General features: G+C 65.7%; 12 protein-coding genes. 2 read left to right on the forward strand and 10 right to left on the reverse strand.

The annotated features are described in order from the left end of the window. Positions 1-75 precede the first annotated feature (75 nt). The 4 genes from AC0IWM_RS08285 to gltB form a co-directional block, all read right to left on the reverse strand. Positions 76-381 (reverse strand): RNA polymerase sigma factor region1.1 domain-containing protein, encoded by a 306-nt coding sequence (locus AC0IWM_RS08285; RefSeq protein WP_056475693.1) that lies wholly within the window; start codon positions 379-381, stop codon positions 76-78. 66 nt (positions 382-447) lie between these two features. Then, the gene (locus AC0IWM_RS08290) at positions 448-2,751 is read right to left on the reverse strand and encodes an FdhF/YdeP family oxidoreductase (RefSeq protein WP_471754598.1); all 2,304 of its coding nucleotides are present in this window, start codon (positions 2,749-2,751) and stop codon (positions 448-450) included. A gap of 129 nt (positions 2,752-2,880) precedes the next feature. After that, the gene (locus tag AC0IWM_RS08295; RefSeq protein WP_471754198.1) at positions 2,881-4,311 is read right to left on the reverse strand and encodes a glutamate synthase subunit beta; all 1,431 of its coding nucleotides are present in this window, start codon (positions 4,309-4,311) and stop codon (positions 2,881-2,883) included. Between the two features lie 199 nt (positions 4,312-4,510). Further along, positions 4,511-9,148 (reverse strand): glutamate synthase large subunit, encoded by a 4,638-nt coding sequence (gene gltB / locus AC0IWM_RS08300; RefSeq protein WP_471754600.1) that lies wholly within the window; start codon positions 9,146-9,148, stop codon positions 4,511-4,513. Positions 9,149-9,850: 702 nt separating this feature from the next. On the opposite strand from gltB, the gene AC0IWM_RS08305 reads away from it, so the two are divergent. Beyond that, complete coding sequence (locus tag AC0IWM_RS08305; protein WP_471754200.1) at positions 9,851-10,780, forward strand: hypothetical protein; 930 nt, start codon at positions 9,851-9,853, stop codon at positions 10,778-10,780. A 69-nt stretch (positions 10,781-10,849) separates the two neighbouring features. Here AC0IWM_RS08305 and AC0IWM_RS08310 read toward each other — a convergent pair whose 3' ends face one another. The 6 genes from AC0IWM_RS08310 to AC0IWM_RS08335 form a co-directional block, all read right to left on the reverse strand. Continuing rightward, entirely contained in the window at positions 10,850-11,140 is a 291-nt protein-coding gene (locus AC0IWM_RS08310; RefSeq protein WP_471754202.1) for a formate dehydrogenase subunit delta, read from the reverse strand. 41 nt (positions 11,141-11,181) lie between these two features. Next, positions 11,182-12,051, reverse strand: coding sequence for a formate dehydrogenase accessory sulfurtransferase FdhD (gene fdhD / locus AC0IWM_RS08315; RefSeq protein ID WP_471754204.1), 870 nt, complete (start codon positions 12,049-12,051; stop codon positions 11,182-11,184). Further along, positions 12,038-14,899, reverse strand: coding sequence for a formate dehydrogenase subunit alpha (fdhF, locus tag AC0IWM_RS08320; protein ID WP_471754206.1), 2,862 nt, complete (start codon positions 14,897-14,899; stop codon positions 12,038-12,040). The genes fdhD and fdhF overlap by 14 nt, the downstream gene beginning before the upstream one ends. 13 nt (positions 14,900-14,912) lie before the next feature. After that, positions 14,913-16,472: a formate dehydrogenase beta subunit gene (locus AC0IWM_RS08325; RefSeq protein WP_471754208.1), complete on the reverse strand. Its 1,560-nt coding sequence runs from the start codon at positions 16,470-16,472 to the stop codon at positions 14,913-14,915. Then, positions 16,469-16,942 (reverse strand): formate dehydrogenase subunit gamma, encoded by a 474-nt coding sequence (locus AC0IWM_RS08330; protein ID WP_471754210.1) that lies wholly within the window; start codon positions 16,940-16,942, stop codon positions 16,469-16,471. The genes AC0IWM_RS08325 and AC0IWM_RS08330 overlap by 4 nt, the downstream gene beginning before the upstream one ends. Before the next feature lie 166 nt (positions 16,943-17,108). Next, positions 17,109-18,017: a LysR family transcriptional regulator gene (locus AC0IWM_RS08335; RefSeq protein ID WP_471754212.1), complete on the reverse strand. Its 909-nt coding sequence runs from the start codon at positions 18,015-18,017 to the stop codon at positions 17,109-17,111. A 313-nt stretch (positions 18,018-18,330) separates the two neighbouring features. Between AC0IWM_RS08335 and coxB the strand changes: the two genes are divergently transcribed. Next, positions 18,331-19,170, forward strand: a complete 840-nt coding sequence (gene coxB, locus AC0IWM_RS08340) for a cytochrome c oxidase subunit II (RefSeq protein WP_471754214.1) — start codon at positions 18,331-18,333, stop codon at positions 19,168-19,170. Positions 19,171-19,193 lie beyond the last annotated feature (23 nt).

Consider the following 19,193-nt stretch of genomic DNA (forward strand, 5'->3'; position numbering starts at 1 on the left):
GCAGGCATACGTGCCATGCTCGGCATATCGGATTGGAAAGTTCGACCGTCGGTCCCAAGAGTAAAGCAGACGCGTTCAGTCTCCGGCCGGGTCTCCGTCCTCGATGGCGATGCCATGCTCCGACAGGATCCAGAAGATCGCCTCCAGATCTTCCGCCGAAACGTCTCGAGGTGGCAGCGCCTCCTCGAGATCCTCGTAGGTTAAACGTCGCTGTCGCTGCGCCTCGGCCTTGGCAAGAAGGACGTCGACCACTCTCCGCATATCTTCCGGCAGTCCATCGTGGCTCGGGCTTCGATCGTTGGAGGCCGGATGCAGCGCCTCGACGAGCATCCGGTCGATGATGGCCTGGCGGCGGTCATGGGCGTCGTCGAAGCGTTCCATGCCTTCGATTATGGGATTTCCGCGCCGGTCGTCGAGGGGACTCGGCGGCGGAAAGCCGAGTTCGTATCAATCGGCAATGGCAATCGGCGTCCCCTTGCGGATCCGAACCGGAATCGCCTTAGCGGCCGGCGTCTTGGCCTGTTCGTCGTAATGCCAGAGTGGGATCAGTGCGTTGAGTTCCGGATAATACCCGCCGACGTTGCCCTCCGGGATGCCGTACTTGATCACCCGGAGGCCATTCACCTCCCGCAGGAATTCATCGTCGGCATCGGCGGAAAGGACCACGGTTTCGCCATCGGCGAGTCCCAGGCGATCCATGTCATTGCCGTTCATGAACAGGATCATCCGGGTGCCCTTCACGCCACGGAAACGGTCGTCGTAGCCGTACACGGTCGTGTTGAACTGATCGTTGGAGCGCAGGGTGATCAGGTCGAGCACGTCGCGGCGATTGCTGCGCATATCGGGATCGGCCTCCAGGCCGCCTGGAACCGTGAAGTTGGCCCTGCCGGTTTCCGTCTCCCACTTGCGATCACGGGCGGCGAGCGGCTTGTGCAGGCCGCCGGGCTGGAACATCCGGCCGTTCAGGTCGTGGAACACGTCCGGATAGGTGGCTTCGATGGCTTCGCGGACCAGGGCGTAGTCACCGACCCAACCATCCCAATCGACCCTCGGATTGGACGGCAACAGGGCTTTCGCCATCTCGGCGACGATCCAGGGCTCGGAGCGCAGCTGATCGCTGACGGGTTTGGTCTGCCCACGGGAACCATGGAAACAGGAGGTCGAATCCTCCATCGAGACAGCCTGCGGTCCGCTCGCTTGGACGTCGACCTCGATGCGGCCGAGGCACGGCAGGATATAGGACACCGCCCCATGCACGAGGTGCGAGCGATTCAGCTTCGTCGAGATCTGCACCGTGAGGCGCAGGGATCGCCAAGCCACCTCCATTCGAACGGTATCGGGCACGGCCCTCACGAAATTGCCGCCGAGACCGATGAAGGCCTGGGTCTCTCCGGAAATGATGCCTTCACAGGCCTCGACGGTGTTGCGTCCCTTCTCCCTCGGCGGCTCAAATCCGTAGAGTTCCTTGAGCTTGTCGAGGGGCGCCAGTTCAGGCTTCTCCGTGATGCCGACAGTGCGCTGTCCCTGAACGTTGGAATGCCCCCGCACGGGACAAAGCCCGGCACCGGGGCGACCCACATTGCCGCGCAGCAGCATGAGATTGACGAGCATTTGCACGCCCTCGGTGCCGCGGCGATGCTGGGTCAGGCCCATACCGTAGACCGCGATCACGGAGCGCGCCCGTGCATAGACCGTCGCGGCCGCTTCCAGCGCTTCGCGGCTCAGACCCGCGCGGGCCTCGATATTGGCCCATTCCTGAGAATCGCAGAATGCGACGAACTCCCGAAATCCGTGCGTGTGCTCCGCGATGAAGTCCACGTCGAGGATACGCGGGCGCCCGACCTCCATCGCCTCGCGATCGGCGGCGATCAGCACCTTGCACATGCCGGTGATCGCTGCGAGGTCTCCGCCCGCCCTGACTTGGTGGTACTGCGTCGAGATCTCGGTCGAGGTCCGCGTCAGCATCTCGGTGGGCGATTGCGGATTGGTGAAGCGCTCCAGACCGCGCTCCCGCAGGGGGTTGAAGGTGATGATCGGAACGCGCCGCTTTCGCGCCTCCTGAAGGGGGTGGAGCATGCGGGGTGCGTTCGAGCCGACATTCTGACCGAAGAACAGGATCAGATCGGTGGATTCGAAGTCCTCGAGGATCGTGGTGCCCACCGGCGATCCGATCGACGACTTCAGGCCGACCGAGGTCGGCTCGTGGCACATGTTCGACGAGTCGGGCAGGTTGTTCGTGCCGTGCATGCGCGCCATCAGCGCGTACATGTACGACGTCTCGAGCGAGGCGCGGCCCGAGGTGTAATAGATCACCGCGTTCGGATCGAGGGCGCGCAATTCACGCCCGATCTCCGCGAAGGCATGCTCCCACGAAACCGTGACGTAGCAGTCGCTTTCGGCATCGTAGCGGAGCGGGTGAGTGAGGCGCCCCTTTTCTTCAAGTGCGTAGTCCGTCCAGGTCAGGAGTTCGGTGACGGTGTGGCGCTGAAAAAAATCCGGCCCGACCCGCTTCGCGGTCTGCTCCCAGATCGTGGCCTTGGCGCCGTTCTCACAGTACTCGAACGTGTTGGGCTTGGCCGGCTTCGACCAAGCACAGGACGTACACATGAAGCCGTCGGGCTTGTTCTGCTTCATGAGCAGCGCCGCGCCGGAGACCGGGATCTGCTCCCGCGTCAGGATCTCCGCGAGGGAGCCCGCCGAACCCCATCCCCCCGCGGGGCCGTCGTAGGGTTCGATCTTGGGTTCGGCCATCGGCTCGGTCATGCGCGTATCCCGACATCGTGGGTGTCAGGACAGCAATGACGCGCAGAGCCACGGTGTTCCGGACTGCGACGGCGGGAAAGCTGCAGTCCGTTTCGCGCAAGCCGATCCGGTAGCTCCTCAGCGCGGAAGGATGCTCGCACCCATCAGGGCTTCGTCGATCGAGCGCGCCGCCTGACGCCCCTCGCGGATCGCCCAGACGACGAGGGATTGTCCGCGGCGCATATCGCCCGCCGCGTAGATCTTCTCGTTCGAAGTCCGATAGTCGAGTTCGTCGGCGGTGACGTTGCCGCGCTTGTCCATGGTGACGCCAGATTCCTCGAGCAGGCCCTTGCGGACCGAGCCAGCGAAGCCAATCGCCAGAAAGACGAGGTCGGCAGGCAGCGTGAACTCGCCACCCGGGATCGGCTGGCGCTTCTCGTCGACGCGGGTGCAGACGACACCCGTCAGCTTGCCCTTCTTCCCCTCCAGGCGGAGCGTCGCGGCTTGGAATTCGCGCTCGGCGCCCTCGGCCTGACTGGACGAGGTGCGCATCTTCGTCGGCCAGTAGGGCCAGACCGAGAGCTTGTCCTCGCGCTCCGGGGGACGCGGACGGATATCGAGCTGCGTCACCGACAGGGCACCCTGACGGAACGAGGTGCCGACGCAATCCGACGCCGTGTCGCCACCGCCGATGACGACGACGTTCTTGGCGGTGGCCAGGATGGGCGCCTCGCCGTTGCCCGGCATCGGCTCGGCGCCGACGCGGCGGTTGGACTGCACGAGGAACGGCATCGCGTAGTGCACGCCTTCCAGATCCTGGCCCGGGAGCTGCGGATTGCGCGGATCCTCGGCGCCACCGGCGAACAGCACCGCGTCGAACTCGGCCGTGAGCTCGTCGAGCGGCTTGTTGACGCCGACATTGACGCCGTAGTGGAAGCGGACGCCCTCGCCTTCCATCTGCTTCACGCGCCGATCGATGTGGCGCTTTTCCATCTTGAAGTCGGGGATGCCGTAGCGGAGCAGTCCCCCGGCCTTCGGCTCACGCTCGAAGATGTGGACGTCGTGCCCGACCCGGGCAAGCTGCTGCGCTGCCGCCAGTCCGGCCGGCCCGGAGCCGATCACCGCGACCTTCTTGCCTGTCTTGTGCTCGGCCGGCTCGGGCTTGACCCAGCCGTTGTTCCAGGCGCGGTCGGCGATCGCCTGCTCGATGGTCTTGATCGCCACCGGCTGGTTCTCGAGGTTCAGCGTACAAGCCTCCTCGCAGGGCGCGGGACAGATGCGGCCGGTGAACTCCGGGAAGTTATTGGTGGAATGGAGGTTGCGGGCCGCCTCCTCCCAGTCGGACTGATAGACGAGTTCGTTCCAGTCCGGGATCTGGTTGTGGACCGGGCAGCCGGTCGGACCGTGGCAAAATGGGATGCCGCAATCCATGCAGCGCGCCGCCTGCTTCTTGAGGTCATGCTCGTCGAGCGGCAGCGTGAACTCGCGGAAATGGCGCACACGATCGGCGGCGAGCTGATACTTCTGCTCCTGCCGGTCGAATTCGAGGAAACCCGTGACCTTGCCCATCGTCTGACCGTCTTTCGCGAGTCTGTCTGATCCGTCGCGCGGAAGGCGGCCGCATCGGCCTGTTCCGCTTCCACCCGTACAGCCCGGCTCATCAGCCGGCCTGTCTCATGCGTCAGCCATTCCGAAATGCTGACCCGTGAAGTGCCCGGCTTTTCGAATAATCGGGCGCTGTCACGATAGAATGTCGGTCGGCGACCGCCTACTCGGCCGCCACCGGCATCCGCGCCATCTCCATTTCGCGCAGCGCCCGGCGGTACTCCACCGGCATCACCTTGACGAACTTGGTGCGATAGCCGGCCCAGTCGTCGAGGATCGCCTTGGCACGGGGGGAGCCCGTGTACTTCAGGTGATTGGTGATGAGCTGGGACAGCCGCTCCTCGTCGTGGCCCGACATGTCCGCCAGGATGTCGACCCGACCCTTCGTCTCCAAGTCGCCGTCCTGGTGGAAACGGCGCATGAGGTCGTCCTCCTCCTCAACGGGTTCGAGATCGACCATGGAGAGGTTGCAGCGAGCCGAGAACGAGCCGTCCTCGTCGAGGACGTAGGCGATGCCGCCCGACATGCCGGCCGCGAAGTTGCGCCCGGTTTCGCCGATCGACACCACCACGCCGCCGGTCATGTACTCGCAGCCATGGTCGCCCATGCCCTCGACCACCGCGATGGCGCCTGAGTTGCGGACGGCGAAACGCTCGCCGGCAGAACCGCGGATGTAGGCCTCGCCCGCGATCGCGCCGTACAGGACGGTGTTGCCGGCCATGATCGTGTGCGAGCCAGGGGCCTTCAGCGCATCCGAGGGGCGGATGATCAGCTTGCCTCCCGAGAGCCCCTTACCGACGTAGTCGTTGGCATGGCCGGTGAGCACCAGGGTCACGCCGGCGGCGAGCCAGGCGCCGAAGCTCTGACCGGCTGTGCCGGACAGCTCCACTCGGATGGTGTCGTCGGGCAGGCCCTCGTGGCCGTAGCGCTTGGCCACGGCTCCGGAGAGCATCGCGCCGGCCGTACGGTCCGAGTTCCGGATCACGTCCCGCACCACCACCGGATCGCCGCCGTCGAGGGCCGATTGCGCGCCTTCGATCAGGCGGCGGTCGAGGACCGTGTCGATCGGGTGCTTCTGCTTCTCGGTGTGACGGATCGCGACGTGCTCGGGCACCTCCGGACGGTGGAAGAGCTTCGAGAAGTCGAGGCCGCGTGCCTTCCAGTGGTTGATGACCTCCAGGGTATCGAGAAAGTCGGCCCGGCCGATAAGATCCTCGAGCTTGGTGAAGCCCATCGACGCCATCAACTCGCGCAGTTCCTCTGCCACGAAGAAGAAGTAGTTGATCACGTGCTCGGGCGTGCCCTTGAAGCGCTTGCGCAGCACGGGATCCTGCGTCGCGACGCCCACCGGGCAGGTGTTCAGGTGGCACTTGCGCATCATGATGCAGCCGGCCGCGATCAGCGGCGCAGTCGAGAATCCGAACTGGTCGGCGCCGAGCAACGCCGCGATCAGCACGTCGCGGCCCGTGCGGATTCCGCCGTCGGCCTGGAGGACGACGCGCCCCCGCAGGTGGCTCAGCACCAGGGTCTGCTGGGTCTCGGCGAGTCCCGTCTCCCAGGGGCCGCCCGCATGCTTGATCGAGGTCAGCGGCGCCGCCCCCGTACCGCCGTCGAAGCCCGAGATCGTGATGTGGTCGGCCCGCGCCTTGGCCACGCCCGTGGCGACAGTGCCGACGCCGACCTCAGAGACGAGCTTCACCGAGACGTCGGCAGAGGGGTTCACGTTCTTCAGGTCGAAGATCAGCTGAGCCAGATCCTCGATCGAGTAGATGTCGTGGTGCGGCGGCGGCGAGATCAGGCCGACACCCGGGGTCGCGTAGCGGACCTTGGCGATCTTGGCATCGACCTTGTGGCCGGGCAACTGACCACCCTCGCCGGGCTTGGCGCCCTGCGCGACCTTGATCTGCATCATATCGGAATTGACGAGGTATTCCGTCGTGACACCGAAGCGGCCCGAGGCGACCTGCTTGATCGCCGAGCGGCGGGAGCGGCCGTCCGCCATCGGCTTGAAGCGCTCAACCTCCTCGCCGCCCTCACCCGAATTGGAGCGGCCGCCGAACGAGTTCACCGCGATGGCGAGTGTCTCGTGCGCCTCCTTCGAGATCGAGCCGTAGGACATCGCGCCGGTCGCGAAACGCTTGACGATGTCCGCGGCCGCCTCAACGGACTCGATGTCCACCGGTGCACGGCCGAGTTCGGCAGCCTGCTTGATGCGGAACAGGCCACGGATCGTCTTGAGGTGGTTCTCCTGCTCGTTCACCAGCCGGGCATATTCCCGGTAGCGATCGGGCAGGCCGAGACGCACCGCGTGCTGCAGCGTCGCCACCGAATCCGGTGTCCAGGTGTGGCTCTCGCCGCGCAGGCGGTAGGCGTATTCGCCGCCGACATCGAGAGCGGTGCGGTAGATCGGCGAGTCGCCGAAGGCATCCGAATGCCGCCGCGCAGTCTCCTGCGCGACCTCGGCCATGCCGATTCCCTCGATGGTCGTCGCCGTGCCGAAGAAGTCGCGGGCCACGAAGGACGAGTTCAGGCCGATCGCGTCGAAGATCTGAGCACCGCAATAGGACTGGTAGGTCGAAATACCCATCTTGGACATGACCTTGAGCAGGCCCTTATCGATCGACTTGATGTAGCGGTAGACGATCTCGTCCGGGGTCAGGTCCGGCGGGAATTCGTCCTTCATCGCGATCAGGGTCTCGAAGGCGAGGTACGGATTGATCGCCTCGGCGCCGTAGCCGGCCAGACACGCGAAGTGATGGACCTCGCGCGGCTCGCCCGATTCGACCACGAGGCCGACCGAGGTCCGGAGCCCCTTGCGGATCAGGTAGTTGTGCACGGCAGCGGTCGCGAGAAGCGCGGGGATCGCGATGCGATCCGGTCCGACGCCGCGATCCGACAGGATGATGATGTTGTAGCCGCCGCGCACTGCGACCTCGGCCCGGTCACAGAGTCGATCGACCGCCCCCTCCATGGCGGCCGCCCCGGTCTCGGCCGGGAAGGTCATGTCGAGGGTCTTGGTGTCGAAGCGGTCCTCGAAATGGGAGATCGAGCGGATCTTCTCGAGGTCGCCGTTCGTCAGGATCGGCTGGCGAACCTCCAAGCGCTTCTTGCGGGAAGCACCTTCCATGTCGAGCAGGTTCGGACGCGGGCCGATGAACGAGACGAGGCTCATCACGGCCTCCTCGCGGATCGGATCGATCGGCGGGTTCGTGACCTGCGCGAAGTTCTGCTTGAAATAGGAGTAGAGCGACTTCGGCTTGTCCGAGAGCGCCGAGAGCGGCGTGTCGGTGCCCATGGAGCCGACCGCTTCCTGGCCGGTCACGGCCATGGGCGCCATCAGGAGCTTGAGGTCTTCCTGGCTGTAGCCGAAGGCCTGCTGACGATCGAGAAGCGAGACATCCGAGCGCGAGGCACGCGGAATCACAGGCTTCAAATCTTCGAGCACGATCTGCGTGTTCTTGACCCATTCGGCATAGGGGTGCGCGGCGGCGAGTTCGCTCTTGATCTCCTCATCGGAGACGATGCGACCCTTCTCCAGGTCGATGAGCAGCATCCTGCCCGGCTGAAGGCGCCAGGATTCGACGATCTTCTCGTCCGGGATCGGCAGGACCCCCATCTCCGAGGCGAGCACCACGAGGCCGTCGTCGGTGACGAGGTAGCGGGCCGGGCGCAGGCCGTTTCGGTCGAGGGTGGCGCCGATCTGGCGGCCGTCGGTGAAGCAGACGGCGGCCGGGCCGTCCCACGGCTCCATCAGGGCAGCATGATACTCGTAGAAGGCGCGGCGCTCCTCGCTCATCAGCGGGTTGCCGGCCCAGGCCTCCGGGATGAGCATCATCATCGCGTGGGCCAGCGAGTAGCCGCCCTGCACGAGGAACTCGAGGGCGTTGTCGAAGCACGCGGTGTCGGACTGGCCCTCGTAGGAGATCGGCCAGAGCTTGGAGATGTCGTTGCCGAACAGGTCCGAATCGACGCTCGCCTGACGGGCCGCCATCCAGTTGACGTTGCCCCGCAGGGTGTTGATCTCGCCGTTATGCGCAACCATCCGGTAGGGGTGCGACAGGCGCCAGGTCGGGAAGGTGTTGGTGGCGAATCGCTGGTGAACGAGCGCAAGGCCCGAGACGAAGCGCTCGTCCTGCAGGTCGCGATAGTATTCGCCGAGCTGATCGACCAGCACCATGCCCTTGTAGACGATGGTCCGGGTCGAGAGCGAGACGGGATAATAGGTGTTCGTGCGCTCGTCCTTCAGCCCGTAGACCTTGTTAGAGATGACCTTGCGGGCAGTGAACAGCCGGCGCTCGAAGGCATCCTCGTCCGACACCGTCGCCGGGCGACCGATGAAGATCTGCCGGTGGCAGGGCTCGGTCTCCTTGACCATCACGCCGAGATCGCTCGGATCCACCGGCACGTCGCGCCAGCCGAGAAACGGCAGGCCCTCGTCGGCGAGCGCCTTCTCGACGATCTCCTCCACGAGCCGGCGTGCCTCTTCGTCCTTCGGCATGAAGAACTGGCCGACGCCGTAATGGCCGGGCTCCGGCAGGGCGATGCCGAGGGCCTCGCACTCGGCCTTGAAGAAGGCGTGGGGAATCTGGACGAGGATGCCGCAGCCGTCGCCCATCTTCGGATCGGCGCCGACGGCGCCGCGATGGTCGAGGTTCTTCAGGATCTGCAGGCCTTGCTGAACGATGGCGTGCGTACGCCGGTCGTGCATGTCGGCGACGAAGCCGACCCCGCAGGCGTCGCTCTCGCGGGCCGGGTCGTAGAGGCCCTGGGCCTTAGGCAGGGCAGCGTCGCGCACGATCATCGGCGCGGTGCCGTCACGGGTGGCGGGAACCGACGCCTGGTGCGCCCCGAACTCAGACAATGCGACCACGTCCACCATCTCTCGCCTCCGACCTGCCCGCATGCGAGCATGTTTCATGCCCAGGAGCCAAGGGGCCTCCGGGTTTCGCGTCTCTCGACAGCGTCGGCTCTAAGCGGGTTCTTCGGTCAGAAGCGCCCGCTCCTCGCGGGCTCGACGCCGGCTTGGTCTCAAGCCGTGCGGGCCCGGATCGCCGTAATGGCGACCGGCTTCGAATCTCGTTTGGTCGCCGGCAAAGTCACCTGAGCGAGATCCTCACAGCCCTCCACGCAGGCAGCCTGCGGGAAATGGGACAGTCTTACTGTCCTACCGATGGAAAGTGACAGATTTTAACCGCTCCAGCAAGGGCGTGCCACGACGCACATCGTGGATTTTGCGTTCGATGCGCCCTCCAGTCGACGCCCTGTTGACGCAGGAACTTTCGCGGGTAGCTGTATGGCCTTCGACGCGCCTGCCCATTTCGCCGCATCCGCCCCGCAATCTCGCCCCATTCCCACGCTCTACAGAGCCTCGCCGAGCACAAGCGGCATGCGGGGTTTGCAAGACCCGGCGGATCGTGACCGGGGGACCTGCGTCAACAGCTGGCCCCCGGACCGACCCCTCATTCGGAACCTGATATCCATGGATCTGTGTCGCAGGACGCTCATGCGCGCATTCCCGTCACGCAATGCCCTGTCCGCAGGCCCGCTGGCATTGCTGGTATCCCTGTCGACCTTCGCTTCCATCCCCGCACAGGCACAATATGCCTACGAACCGGATCTCTTCATGCCGCCGCGCGCCGTCGTCTGGCGGCTGAACGAGCGCGGCTTCACCGATGTGACGCGCCCCCGCTTCGATGGGCGGGCGTATGTCGTCGAGGCTTCGAACCCCTACGGTGAGCGCGTGCGCCTGTTCGTGGATGCCCGGGATGGCCGGGTCCTGGGGCGCCAGCGCCTCGAAGGACCGCCTCCGGAGATGCCGGCTCGCGTCGCGCGGCGGGCGCCGGGCTATGGCTGGACCGAGGAAGATGAGGCGCCGCGCCGACCGATCCGCGAAGCCGAGCGTATCGTTCCGCCCGCCGACATCCCCTTCCCGCAGGTGCAGTCCCGCCGTGCGTCTCCGGATTTCGGAGGCGCGCCCGAACTCGCTCCGCGATCTGACCCGCGACCGCGCACGACGACGACAAACCGCACGGAGCCGACCGACCGGAATCCGATGGGCCTCAATCCCGATGCTCGGGGGCCAGATGCGCGCCCGAAGGCCGAGACACCGCGCAAGGTCGTTCGTTTGAACTCTGCGCCGAAGCCGTCGGCTCCATCGGTCACGCCGGACGCCCCTAAGCTCTCCGACGTGCCCGCTGTGGCCGCACATCCGGAGGCAAAGTCGGGGGCAGCCAGTGCCGGAATCGCACCGTCTCAGCCGATGACGCCGGCCACCTCCGGCACAAGCACCACGCCGGCCGCCGTGCAACCGGCGCCTGACAAAGCGGCCCAGAACTGGAAGGATGTTCCCGCGGACGCCAAGCGTTCCGTCCGCGTGATCGGCGGGGCCACGATCGTGCCTGGCACGACCGCGAAGGACGGCGAGAAGAACTGAGCCCAGTTCACGGAGACGAAACGAAGGCTAGGGCGGATCATCCGTCCGGGCCTTTGCCGTTTCCGGCGATCAACCGGCGTCGCTGGCGCCCGCTCCCTGCAGGTGTGGATCGCGGGTCCCGGGGCGGACGGGGCTGTCGGCCGTCGGCGTGTCCTGCAGCGCCTTGAGCGCGAGGGGGTCAAGGCCGCTCTCCGGGCTCGGACCGTAGGACTCGAGGGCGCTGCGCATCTTCGGCGTCCAGAACGCCACGATGTGCTTGTGGATGCCGGCCACGGCTTCCTCGTCCGGATAGGAGCGGAAGAAGGTGGCGATCTGGTTGGCCATCCGGACCAGTTTCTCGTCGGAGGTGAGGGCGCTCATGGGTGCGAAAACTCTGTCGAGGGAACGGGATATGCGCAGCGTCAGGTCTGCGCCGGCAGGTCGAGGCGTTCGCGGCCGGTGAAGACCGTCAGGGTGTCTGAGCGGGCGATGGCGCAGAGTGTCATGCCATGGAGGCGCGCCCGGTCGATGGCGAGAGAGGTCGGGGCGGAGATTGCCACCAGCACCGTGGCGCCGAGGCTCGCCGCCTTCTCGACCATCTCGAACGAGCACCGGCTGGTGATGACGACGAAGCCATCCGCCGGATCGGTTTTGCGCCGGATCAGGGCGCCGATCAGCTTGTCGAGGCCGTTATGGCGTCCGACATCCTCGCGTAGCGCCACGAGAGTGCCGTCGAGGTCGGCCCAAGCCGCAGCATGGACCGCTCGCGTTTCGGCGTTCAGGAGCTGCGCGTCCCCCATGGCGAGCAGCGCCCGCTGGATCGCCGCGATGCTCACCCGTCGAGCCCCGTGCAGCGGTGCTTCCGCCTTCGGCAGGGAGGCGAGGTCGTCGATCCCACAGACACCGCACCCGGTACGACCCGATATGGCACGCTTCCGAGCCAGGTGCTCGCGCAAGCGTCCCGGCACGAGGTCGACCAGCAGTCGCATGCCGCCCTCCGCCGCATCCGCCTCGACCTGAACCGAGCGGATCTCGTCGGCCGCAGCGATGATGCCCTCGGTCAGGCTGAACCCGTAGGCGAAATCCACGAGGTCAGCGGGCGTCGTCATCATCACGGCATAGGGCACCGTTCCGTAGACGAGGTTGACCGGCATTTCGACCGCGAGGGGCCGTGTGCCGCTGCGCGGTTCCGGATCGTCATAGGCAACGATCAAGGTCGGGACGCGCCGGGCGGTCGCAGCCGGCGCGTCCCCTTCGGGTCGGTTCAGGACGTCGTGCTCACTCGGCCGCATTCAGCTGGGTCGCAATCCGGGTCAACGAGAAATCTTCCTCGAAGAACCGCGCCTGCCAGTCGGAGGGGCGGTTCGTCCGCCGGACCTGCACCGCCGTGACCTTGTACTCAGGACAGTTGGTGGCCCAGTCCGAGTAGTCGGTGGTGATCACGTTGGCGCCGGTCTTGGCGTGGTGGAAGGTCGTATACACCACACCAGGCTGCATGCGCTCGGACACGATGGCCTTCAGAGCGATATCGCCCGAGCGGCTCTCCAGGGCGACGAGATCGCCGTCGACGATGCCGCGCACCTCCGCGTCGAAGGGGTGGATTTCCAGCACATCTTCCTCGTGCCAGCGCGAATTCTCGGTGCGGCGGGTCTGCGCGCCGACATTGTACTGCGACAGGATTCGACCCGTGGTGAGGATGAGCGGGAAGCGCGGTCCCGTACGCTCCTCCGTGGGCACGTACTCGGTGATCATGAACTTGCCGAGGCCGCGCACGAAGCGGTCCACGTGCATCATCGGCGTGCCGGCAGGGGCGGCATCGTTGCACGGCCACTGGATCGAGCCGAGTTCGTCGAGCTTGGCGAAGCTGACGCCGGAGAAGCTCGGAGTCAGCGATGCGATCTCGTCCATGATCTCGCTCGGGTGGCTGTAGTTCATAGGATAGCCGAGTGCGTTCGAGAGCAGCATCGTACCCTCCCAGTCCCCGACGCCGGACAACGGCGGCATGACCTTGCGCACGCGGGAGATGCGGCGCTCCGCATTGGTGAAAGTGCCGTCCTTTTCCAGGAACGAGGCGCCCGGCAGGAAGACGTGGGCGTACTTGGCCGTCTCGTTCAGGAAGATGTCCTGGATGACGATGCACTCCATCGCCATCAGGCCGGCGGTGACGTGATGCGTATCCGGGTCGGACTGAGCGATGTCCTCGCCCTGAATGTACATGCCCTTGAAGGCGCCATCGACGGCTTCGTCGAGCATGTTGGTGATGCGCAGGCCCGGATGCTGATCGAGCGACACGCCCCAGAGCGCCTCGAAGGTCTCGCGGGTGGCATCGTCCGAGACGTGGCGGTAGCCCGGCAGCTCGTGGGGGAACGAGCCCATGTCGCAGGAGCCCTGGACGTTGTTCTGGCCGCGCAGCGGGTTCACGCCGGCGCCCAGCATGCCGATGTTTCCGGTCGCCATGGCGATGTTGGCCATGCCCATCACCATGGTCGAGCCCTGGCTGTGCTCTGTGACGCCGAGTCCGTAATAGATGCCGGCGGCGCCGCCCTTCGCGTAGAGGCGGGCAGCGGCCCGCAGCTCGGCCGGATCGATGCCCGTATAGGTCGCCTGCGCCTCAGGCGAATGGCGCTCGTCGGCGACGAAGCGGGCCCAGGCCTCGAAGTCGCCGAGATCACAGCGCTCGCGGACATAGGCCTCGTCGACCAAGCCTTCCGTGACGATGACGTGCGCCATCGAATTGATGAAGGCGACGTTCGAGCCTGGCTTCAGCGGCAGGTGGAAGTCGGCCTTGATATGGGGCGACTTCACGAGGTCGATCTTGCGCGGGTCGGCGACGATGAGCTTGGCGCCCTCGCGCAAGCGCTTCTTCATGCGTGACGCGAAGACCGGGTGGCCATCGGTAGGGTTGGCGCCGATGACAAGGATCACGTCGGAATGCGCCACGGAGGCGAAGTCCTGCGTGCCGGCCGAGGTGCCGAGCGTCGACATCAAGCCATAGCCCGTGGGCGAGTGGCAGACGCGCGCGCAGGTGTCGACGTTGTTGTTGCCGAAGGCCGCACGCACCAGCTTCTGGACGAGGTAGGCCTCCTCATTGGTGCAGCGGGACGAGGTGATCCCGCCAACGGAGTCCTTGCCGTACTTCGCCTGGATGCGCTTGAACTCGGAGGCGGCGCGATCGATCGCCTCCTCCCAGGTCACTTCGCGCCAGGGATCGGTGATCTTTTCACGGATCATCGGCTTGGTGATGCGATCCTTGTGCGTGGCGTAACCATAGGCGAAGCGGCCCTTGACGCAGGAATGGCCCTCGTTCGCCTTGCCTCCCTTGTAGGGCACCATGCGGACGATGCGGGTACCCTGCATCTCGGCCTTGAACGAGCAGCCGACACCGCAATAGGCGCAGGTGGTGATCTCCGAGTGATCCGGCTGGCCGTACTCGATGATCGACTTCTCCTGGAGGGTCGCGGTCGGGCAGGCCTGCACGCAGGCGCCGCAGGACACGCACTCGGAGTCGAAGAAGTCGGTCGGACCGGCGGCGACGCGGCTGTCGAAGCCGCGACCGGAGATGGTCAGGGCAAAGGTGCCCTGCGTCTCCTCGCAGGCGCGGACGCAGCGGTTGCACACGATGCACTTCGACGGATCGTAGGTGAAGTACGGGTTCGAGGTGTCCTTCGGCAGGTACTGCTCGGACGTCGGCTTGACGTGGTTGGCCCCGTCATAGCCGTAGCGGACGTCGCGCAGGCCGACCGCGCCGGCCATGTCCTGCAATTCGCAGTCGCCGTTGGCGGCGCAGGTCAGGCAGTCGAGGGGGTGGTCGGAGATGTAGAGCTCCATCACGCCCTTGCGGAGCTTGGCGAGCTTGTCCGTCTGGGTCGAGACCACCATGCCGTTCTCGGCCGGCGTGGTGCAGGAGGCCGGCGTGCCGCGCCGTCCCTCGATCTCCACGAGGCACAGGCGACAGGAGCCGAAGGCTTCCAGCGAGTCTGTGGCGCAGAGCTTCGGGATCTGCGTTCCGGCATGCATCGCCGCGGCCATCACCGAGGTGCCGGCCGGTACCGTCACGCTCATGCCGTCGATCGTGAGCGTCACGGTCTGGTCCGAGACGCGGATCGGGGTGCCGTAGTCGATCTCTTTGATGAGGGCCATGGGTCGCGCCTCCTTACTCAGCCGCGACGGACATCGGCCCGCGCTGCTGGAAATCCTCTGGGAAGTGGGTGATCGCGCTCATGACGGGCATTGGCGTCAGGCCGCCCATCGCGCAGAGCGAGCCGTCCGTCATCACGTCGCAGAGGTCGGCGACCACGGCGAGATTCTCGGTCGGGCGGATGCCGGCGATGACCTTGTCCATGGTCTCGACACCACGAGTCGCCCCGATCCGGCACGGCGTGCACTTGCCGCACGATTCGACCGCACAGAATTCGAAGGCGAAGCGTGCCTGCTTGGCCATGTCCACGGTGTCGTCGAAGACGACGATCCCACCGTGGCCGACCAAGCCCTTGTTGGCCGCCATCGCCTCGTAATCCAGGGGCGTATCGAGGAGGTGGTCGGGGAAGTACGCGCCGAGCGGGCCGCCCACCTGCACTGCGCGAACGGGACGGCCGCTCTGCGTGCCACCGCCGAAATCCTCGATGATTTCGCGCAGCGTGATTCCGAAAGCGTACTCGATCAGCCCACCGCGCTTGACGTTGCCGGCGAGCTGGATCGCGAGGGTGCCGAGGGAGCGCCCCATGCCGTACTCAGCATAGGCCTTCGCGCCGTGTTCCAGGATGTAGGGTACCGCCGTGAAGGTCATCACGTTGTTCACCAGCGTCGGCTGCCCCAGAAATCCCTTCAGCGCAGGGATCGGCGGCTTGGCCCGGACGATGCCGCGGCGGCCTTCCAGGCTCTCCAGCAGCGACGTCTCCTCGCCACAGATATAGGCGCCGGCTCCGAGGCGGACTTCGAGATGGAAGGCCTTGCCCGAGCCCATGACGTTGTCGCCAAGGAAACCAGCCTGGGTTCCGTTGGCGATCGCTTCCTTCAGTGTCGCGAACGCTTGCGGGTATTCCGAGCGCAGGTAGATGTAGCCACGCGTGGCACCCGTCGCGATGCCCGCGATGGTCATGCCCTCGATGAGGTTGAAGGGGTCGCCCTCCATCATCATTCGATCGGCGAAGGTGCCGGAATCGCCCTCGTCGGCATTGCAGATCACATATTTCTGCTCCGCCTGCGCGAGCATCACCGTGTTCCACTTGATGCCGGCAGGGAAACCGGCGCCTCCGCGGCCGCGCAGGCCGGATTCGCGGACTTCCGCGACGATGCCGGCGGCGCCACGCGTCAGCGCGGCCTCGAGGCCCTTGTAGCCGCCATGGGCCCGATAATCGTCGACGGAGACCGGATCGACCACGCCGCAGCGCTGGAAGGTCAGTCGATGCTGGCGGGCGAGATAGGGAATTTTCTCCGGACGACCGAGACGGAGGGGATGCGCGCCGCCCTCCACGAGGCCCGCATCGAGCAGGCTGTCGATGTCGGCGGGCGTCACCGGCCCGTAGGCAATGCGACCCTCCGTCGTCGCGACCTCGATCATCGGTTCGAGCCACAGCAGGCCGCGAGAGCCGGTGCGCACGATGGTGACGTCGAGGCCGCGGCGCTCGGCGCCGGCAAACAGCGCGCGGGCGACCCGGTTCGCGCCGAGGCCAAGGGCGACTGCGTCGCGCGGAACAGTGATCGTGATGCTCACGACTTCATCTCCGTCAGGGCGGCTTCGAGAGAATCGGCGGTGAGCCGCGCCAGCGGCTCGTCGTTCACAAGGGCGCCAGGGCCATTGGCACAGAGGCCGAGACAGTAGACGGGCTCCACGGTGACCTCACCGTCGGGAGTGGTTCCGTGCCAGTCGACTCCGAGGCGCGAGAGAATCTGCGCGTGCAGCGCGTCGGAGCCCATGGCTTGGCAGGCCTCGGCCCGGCAGAGCTTCACCTGATGGCGTCCCGCGGGTGCGCGACGGAAGTCGTGGTAGAATGTGATGCAGCCGTGGACTTCCGCACGCGAAAGATTCAGCGCATCGGCGATGAGCGGAACGGCGCCCTCGTCGACATAGCCGAAGGTCTCTTGGAGCGCGTGGAGAATGGGGAGTGTGGCGCCCTCGAGGTGGACGTGTTCGGCGATGATCCCGGCGGCGCGTGGCTCACTCCAGGGCTCGTTCGGCACCATTGTTCCTACCCGACTGAGATTGTTCTCATTCCAGGGTGGTATATCGCCAACCTCCGATCAATCGCGCTGATCGGTGGTGTGACAGTGGTTTTTTGTCAAGAGTACATGCTGCGACGCAAAAAAGCATGGTGACTACGTCGCGATTTGCCGCGAACCCAAATTTTTTTCAGAGCGCGTCGATCGTCTGCGCGATGCTGGCGGCCACGTTCCGTGCCTCGACGATGAGCCCGGCGCACAGCGGCGTCATCGGCTCACGCTCCGGGACCACGAGGCCGACCAGATGGCTCAGATCCGGCTCGACGATGGGTACAGCCCGGACGCGGTCGTTCAAACGGAAGGTGTCGGCGAGGACCGCCGGCATGATGCTCGCCCACTTCGCCGTACGTACGTGGGTGAGCAGCACGATCATCGAATTCGATTCGAGGAGCGGTGCGGATACGGTTCCCGCATTGAGCAACTGCCGATCGATGATCCGCCTGTTCTGCATGTCCGGCGTCAGAAGGCAGAGCGGGAGACTTGCGATCTCGTCCCAGGTGACCGCATCCCGCTCGCCGAACACGCCGTCGATCGCCGTCAACAGGCGGTACCGCTCCCGATAGAGCGGCACGGCGGTCAGCCGACCGAGGGGCTCGTTCTCCAGGTAGGTGATGCCGGCGTCGATCTCGAGGTCGGTGATGAGCCGCCCGATTTCGCCCGAAGTGGTGGATTGGACGGAGAAACGCACGTTGGGATGACGCGCCCGGAACGGCGTCGTCAGCGCCGCGACGATCGGAGTAGCCGTCGGAATCGCGGCGAGGCGAAGGGTACCGGATAGGCCGCGCCGCAGACTGGTGACCTCTTCCCGCATCGCACGGGCATCTCCGACAATGCGCCGCGCCCACTCGAGGACGCGTTCGCCCTCCGGCGTGAAGCCCTGGAAACGCGAGCCCCGTTGCACGAGAAGCACACCGAGGCGCTCCTCCAGCTGTTTCACGCCAGCGGACAACGTCTGCTGTGAGACGTTGCAGGCCTGTGCAGCCCGCCCGAAATGTCGCTCGCGAGCGAGAGCCAGGATGAATTCCAGTCGATCGATCACGAGCGGGCCTCCACCAGCGGAAATCCAATTGGATCGCGCTTTCGCTGGCATTATGAATTCCGACGGATGAATGGGCCCGCCTGCGACATTTCGATAGACGGTCAAATGCCTGAATCGAGGCTTCGAGCCCGTATCATGCGACGCTGTTGCGGTTGCGCACCTCACGGCCTTGTGGTCTGACACGCCAATCGGCGAGACGTGGGTTCAGCCCCGCGGATGGCCCACGATCCGCGAAATGCACTTGCGATTTAGAATAAACCCAGCAAGACGCGCGGCATCGGCGATCACAGTCACGGGGAGCCACGAGAGGCACATGCGGACGACGCAGGCGCAACACCGGTCATCATGGGGGCTTGCCGCGCTCGGCGCGTTCCTCGTTTCTTCGTCCTCGGCTCTCGCGGCCGGTATCGGTCAGCCCGTGCCGTGGCAGATGGACCGTCAGGTCGCCGTCACGGAAAACGCCCGGGACATCCATTCGTTCGAGCATGGCATGCACTGGCTGTCGTTCGGCATCTCGCTGTTCGTGCTCGGCCTGATCCTCTACTGCGTCTTCCGTTTCAGCGAGAAGGCGAACCCGACGCCCTCGAAGACCACCCACAACACCATGATCGAGGTCGCCTGGACCATCGTCCCGGTCCTGATCCTCGTAGCGGTTGCGATTCCGTCGTTCCGCCTCCTCCGGACGCAGCTCTCCGATCCGAAGGCCGACGTCCTCGTGAAGGTCATCGGTCATGCCTGGTACTGGTCCTACGAGTACCCGGCCGTCGAGAATGGCGGAGGCTTCACCTTCGACGCCAACCTCGACGAGGACAAGCAGCCGAAACTGCTCGGCACCGACAACGACATGGTCGTCCCAGTGAACAAGATCGTGAAGATCCAGGTCACCGCCGCAGACGTCATGCACTCCTGGGCGATGCCGTCCTTCGGCTTCAAGATCGATGCCGTGCCGGGCCGCCTGAACCAGTTCTGGTTCAAGGCCGAGCGCGAGGGCACCTATCATGGCCAGTGCTCCGAGCTCTGCGGCGCCCGTCACGCCTACATGCCGATCACGGTTCAGGTCGTGAGCGACGAGGCGTACGCCAAGTGGCTCGCCGAAGGTAAGACCAAATTCGCCCGCATCGACGACCCTTCGAAGTTCGCCGACGCCCGGTAAGGGCGCGCACCCCGGGACCGAGC

It is taken from the genome of Methylobacterium sp. AC433 (assembly GCF_979253015.1).

Bases quoted from the DNA above. Each gene is read 5' to 3' on its own strand.
- AC0IWM_RS08285 (WP_056475693.1), bottom strand. From the start codon at position 381: ATGGAACGCTTCGACGACGCCCATGACCGCCGCCAGGCCATCATCGAC.
- AC0IWM_RS08290 (WP_471754598.1), bottom strand. From the start codon at position 2,751: ATGGCCGAACCCAAGATCGAACCCTACGACGGCCCCGCGGGGGGATGG.
- AC0IWM_RS08295 (WP_471754198.1), bottom strand. From the start codon at position 4,311: ATGGGCAAGGTCACGGGTTTCCTCGAATTCGACCGGCAGGAGCAGAAG.
- gltB (WP_471754600.1), bottom strand. From the start codon at position 9,148: ATGATCGTGCGCGACGCTGCCCTGCCTAAGGCCCAGGGCCTCTACGAC.
- AC0IWM_RS08305 (WP_471754200.1), top strand. From the start codon at position 9,851: ATGCGCGCATTCCCGTCACGCAATGCCCTGTCCGCAGGCCCGCTGGCA.
- AC0IWM_RS08310 (WP_471754202.1), bottom strand. From the start codon at position 11,140: ATGAGCGCCCTCACCTCCGACGAGAAACTGGTCCGGATGGCCAACCAG.
- fdhD (WP_471754204.1), bottom strand. From the start codon at position 12,051: ATGCGGCCGAGTGAGCACGACGTCCTGAACCGACCCGAAGGGGACGCG.
- fdhF (WP_471754206.1), bottom strand. From the start codon at position 14,899: ATGGCCCTCATCAAAGAGATCGACTACGGCACCCCGATCCGCGTCTCG.
- AC0IWM_RS08330 (WP_471754210.1), bottom strand. From the start codon at position 16,942: ATGGTGCCGAACGAGCCCTGGAGTGAGCCACGCGCCGCCGGGATCATC.
- coxB (WP_471754214.1), top strand. From the start codon at position 18,331: ATGCGGACGACGCAGGCGCAACACCGGTCATCATGGGGGCTTGCCGCG.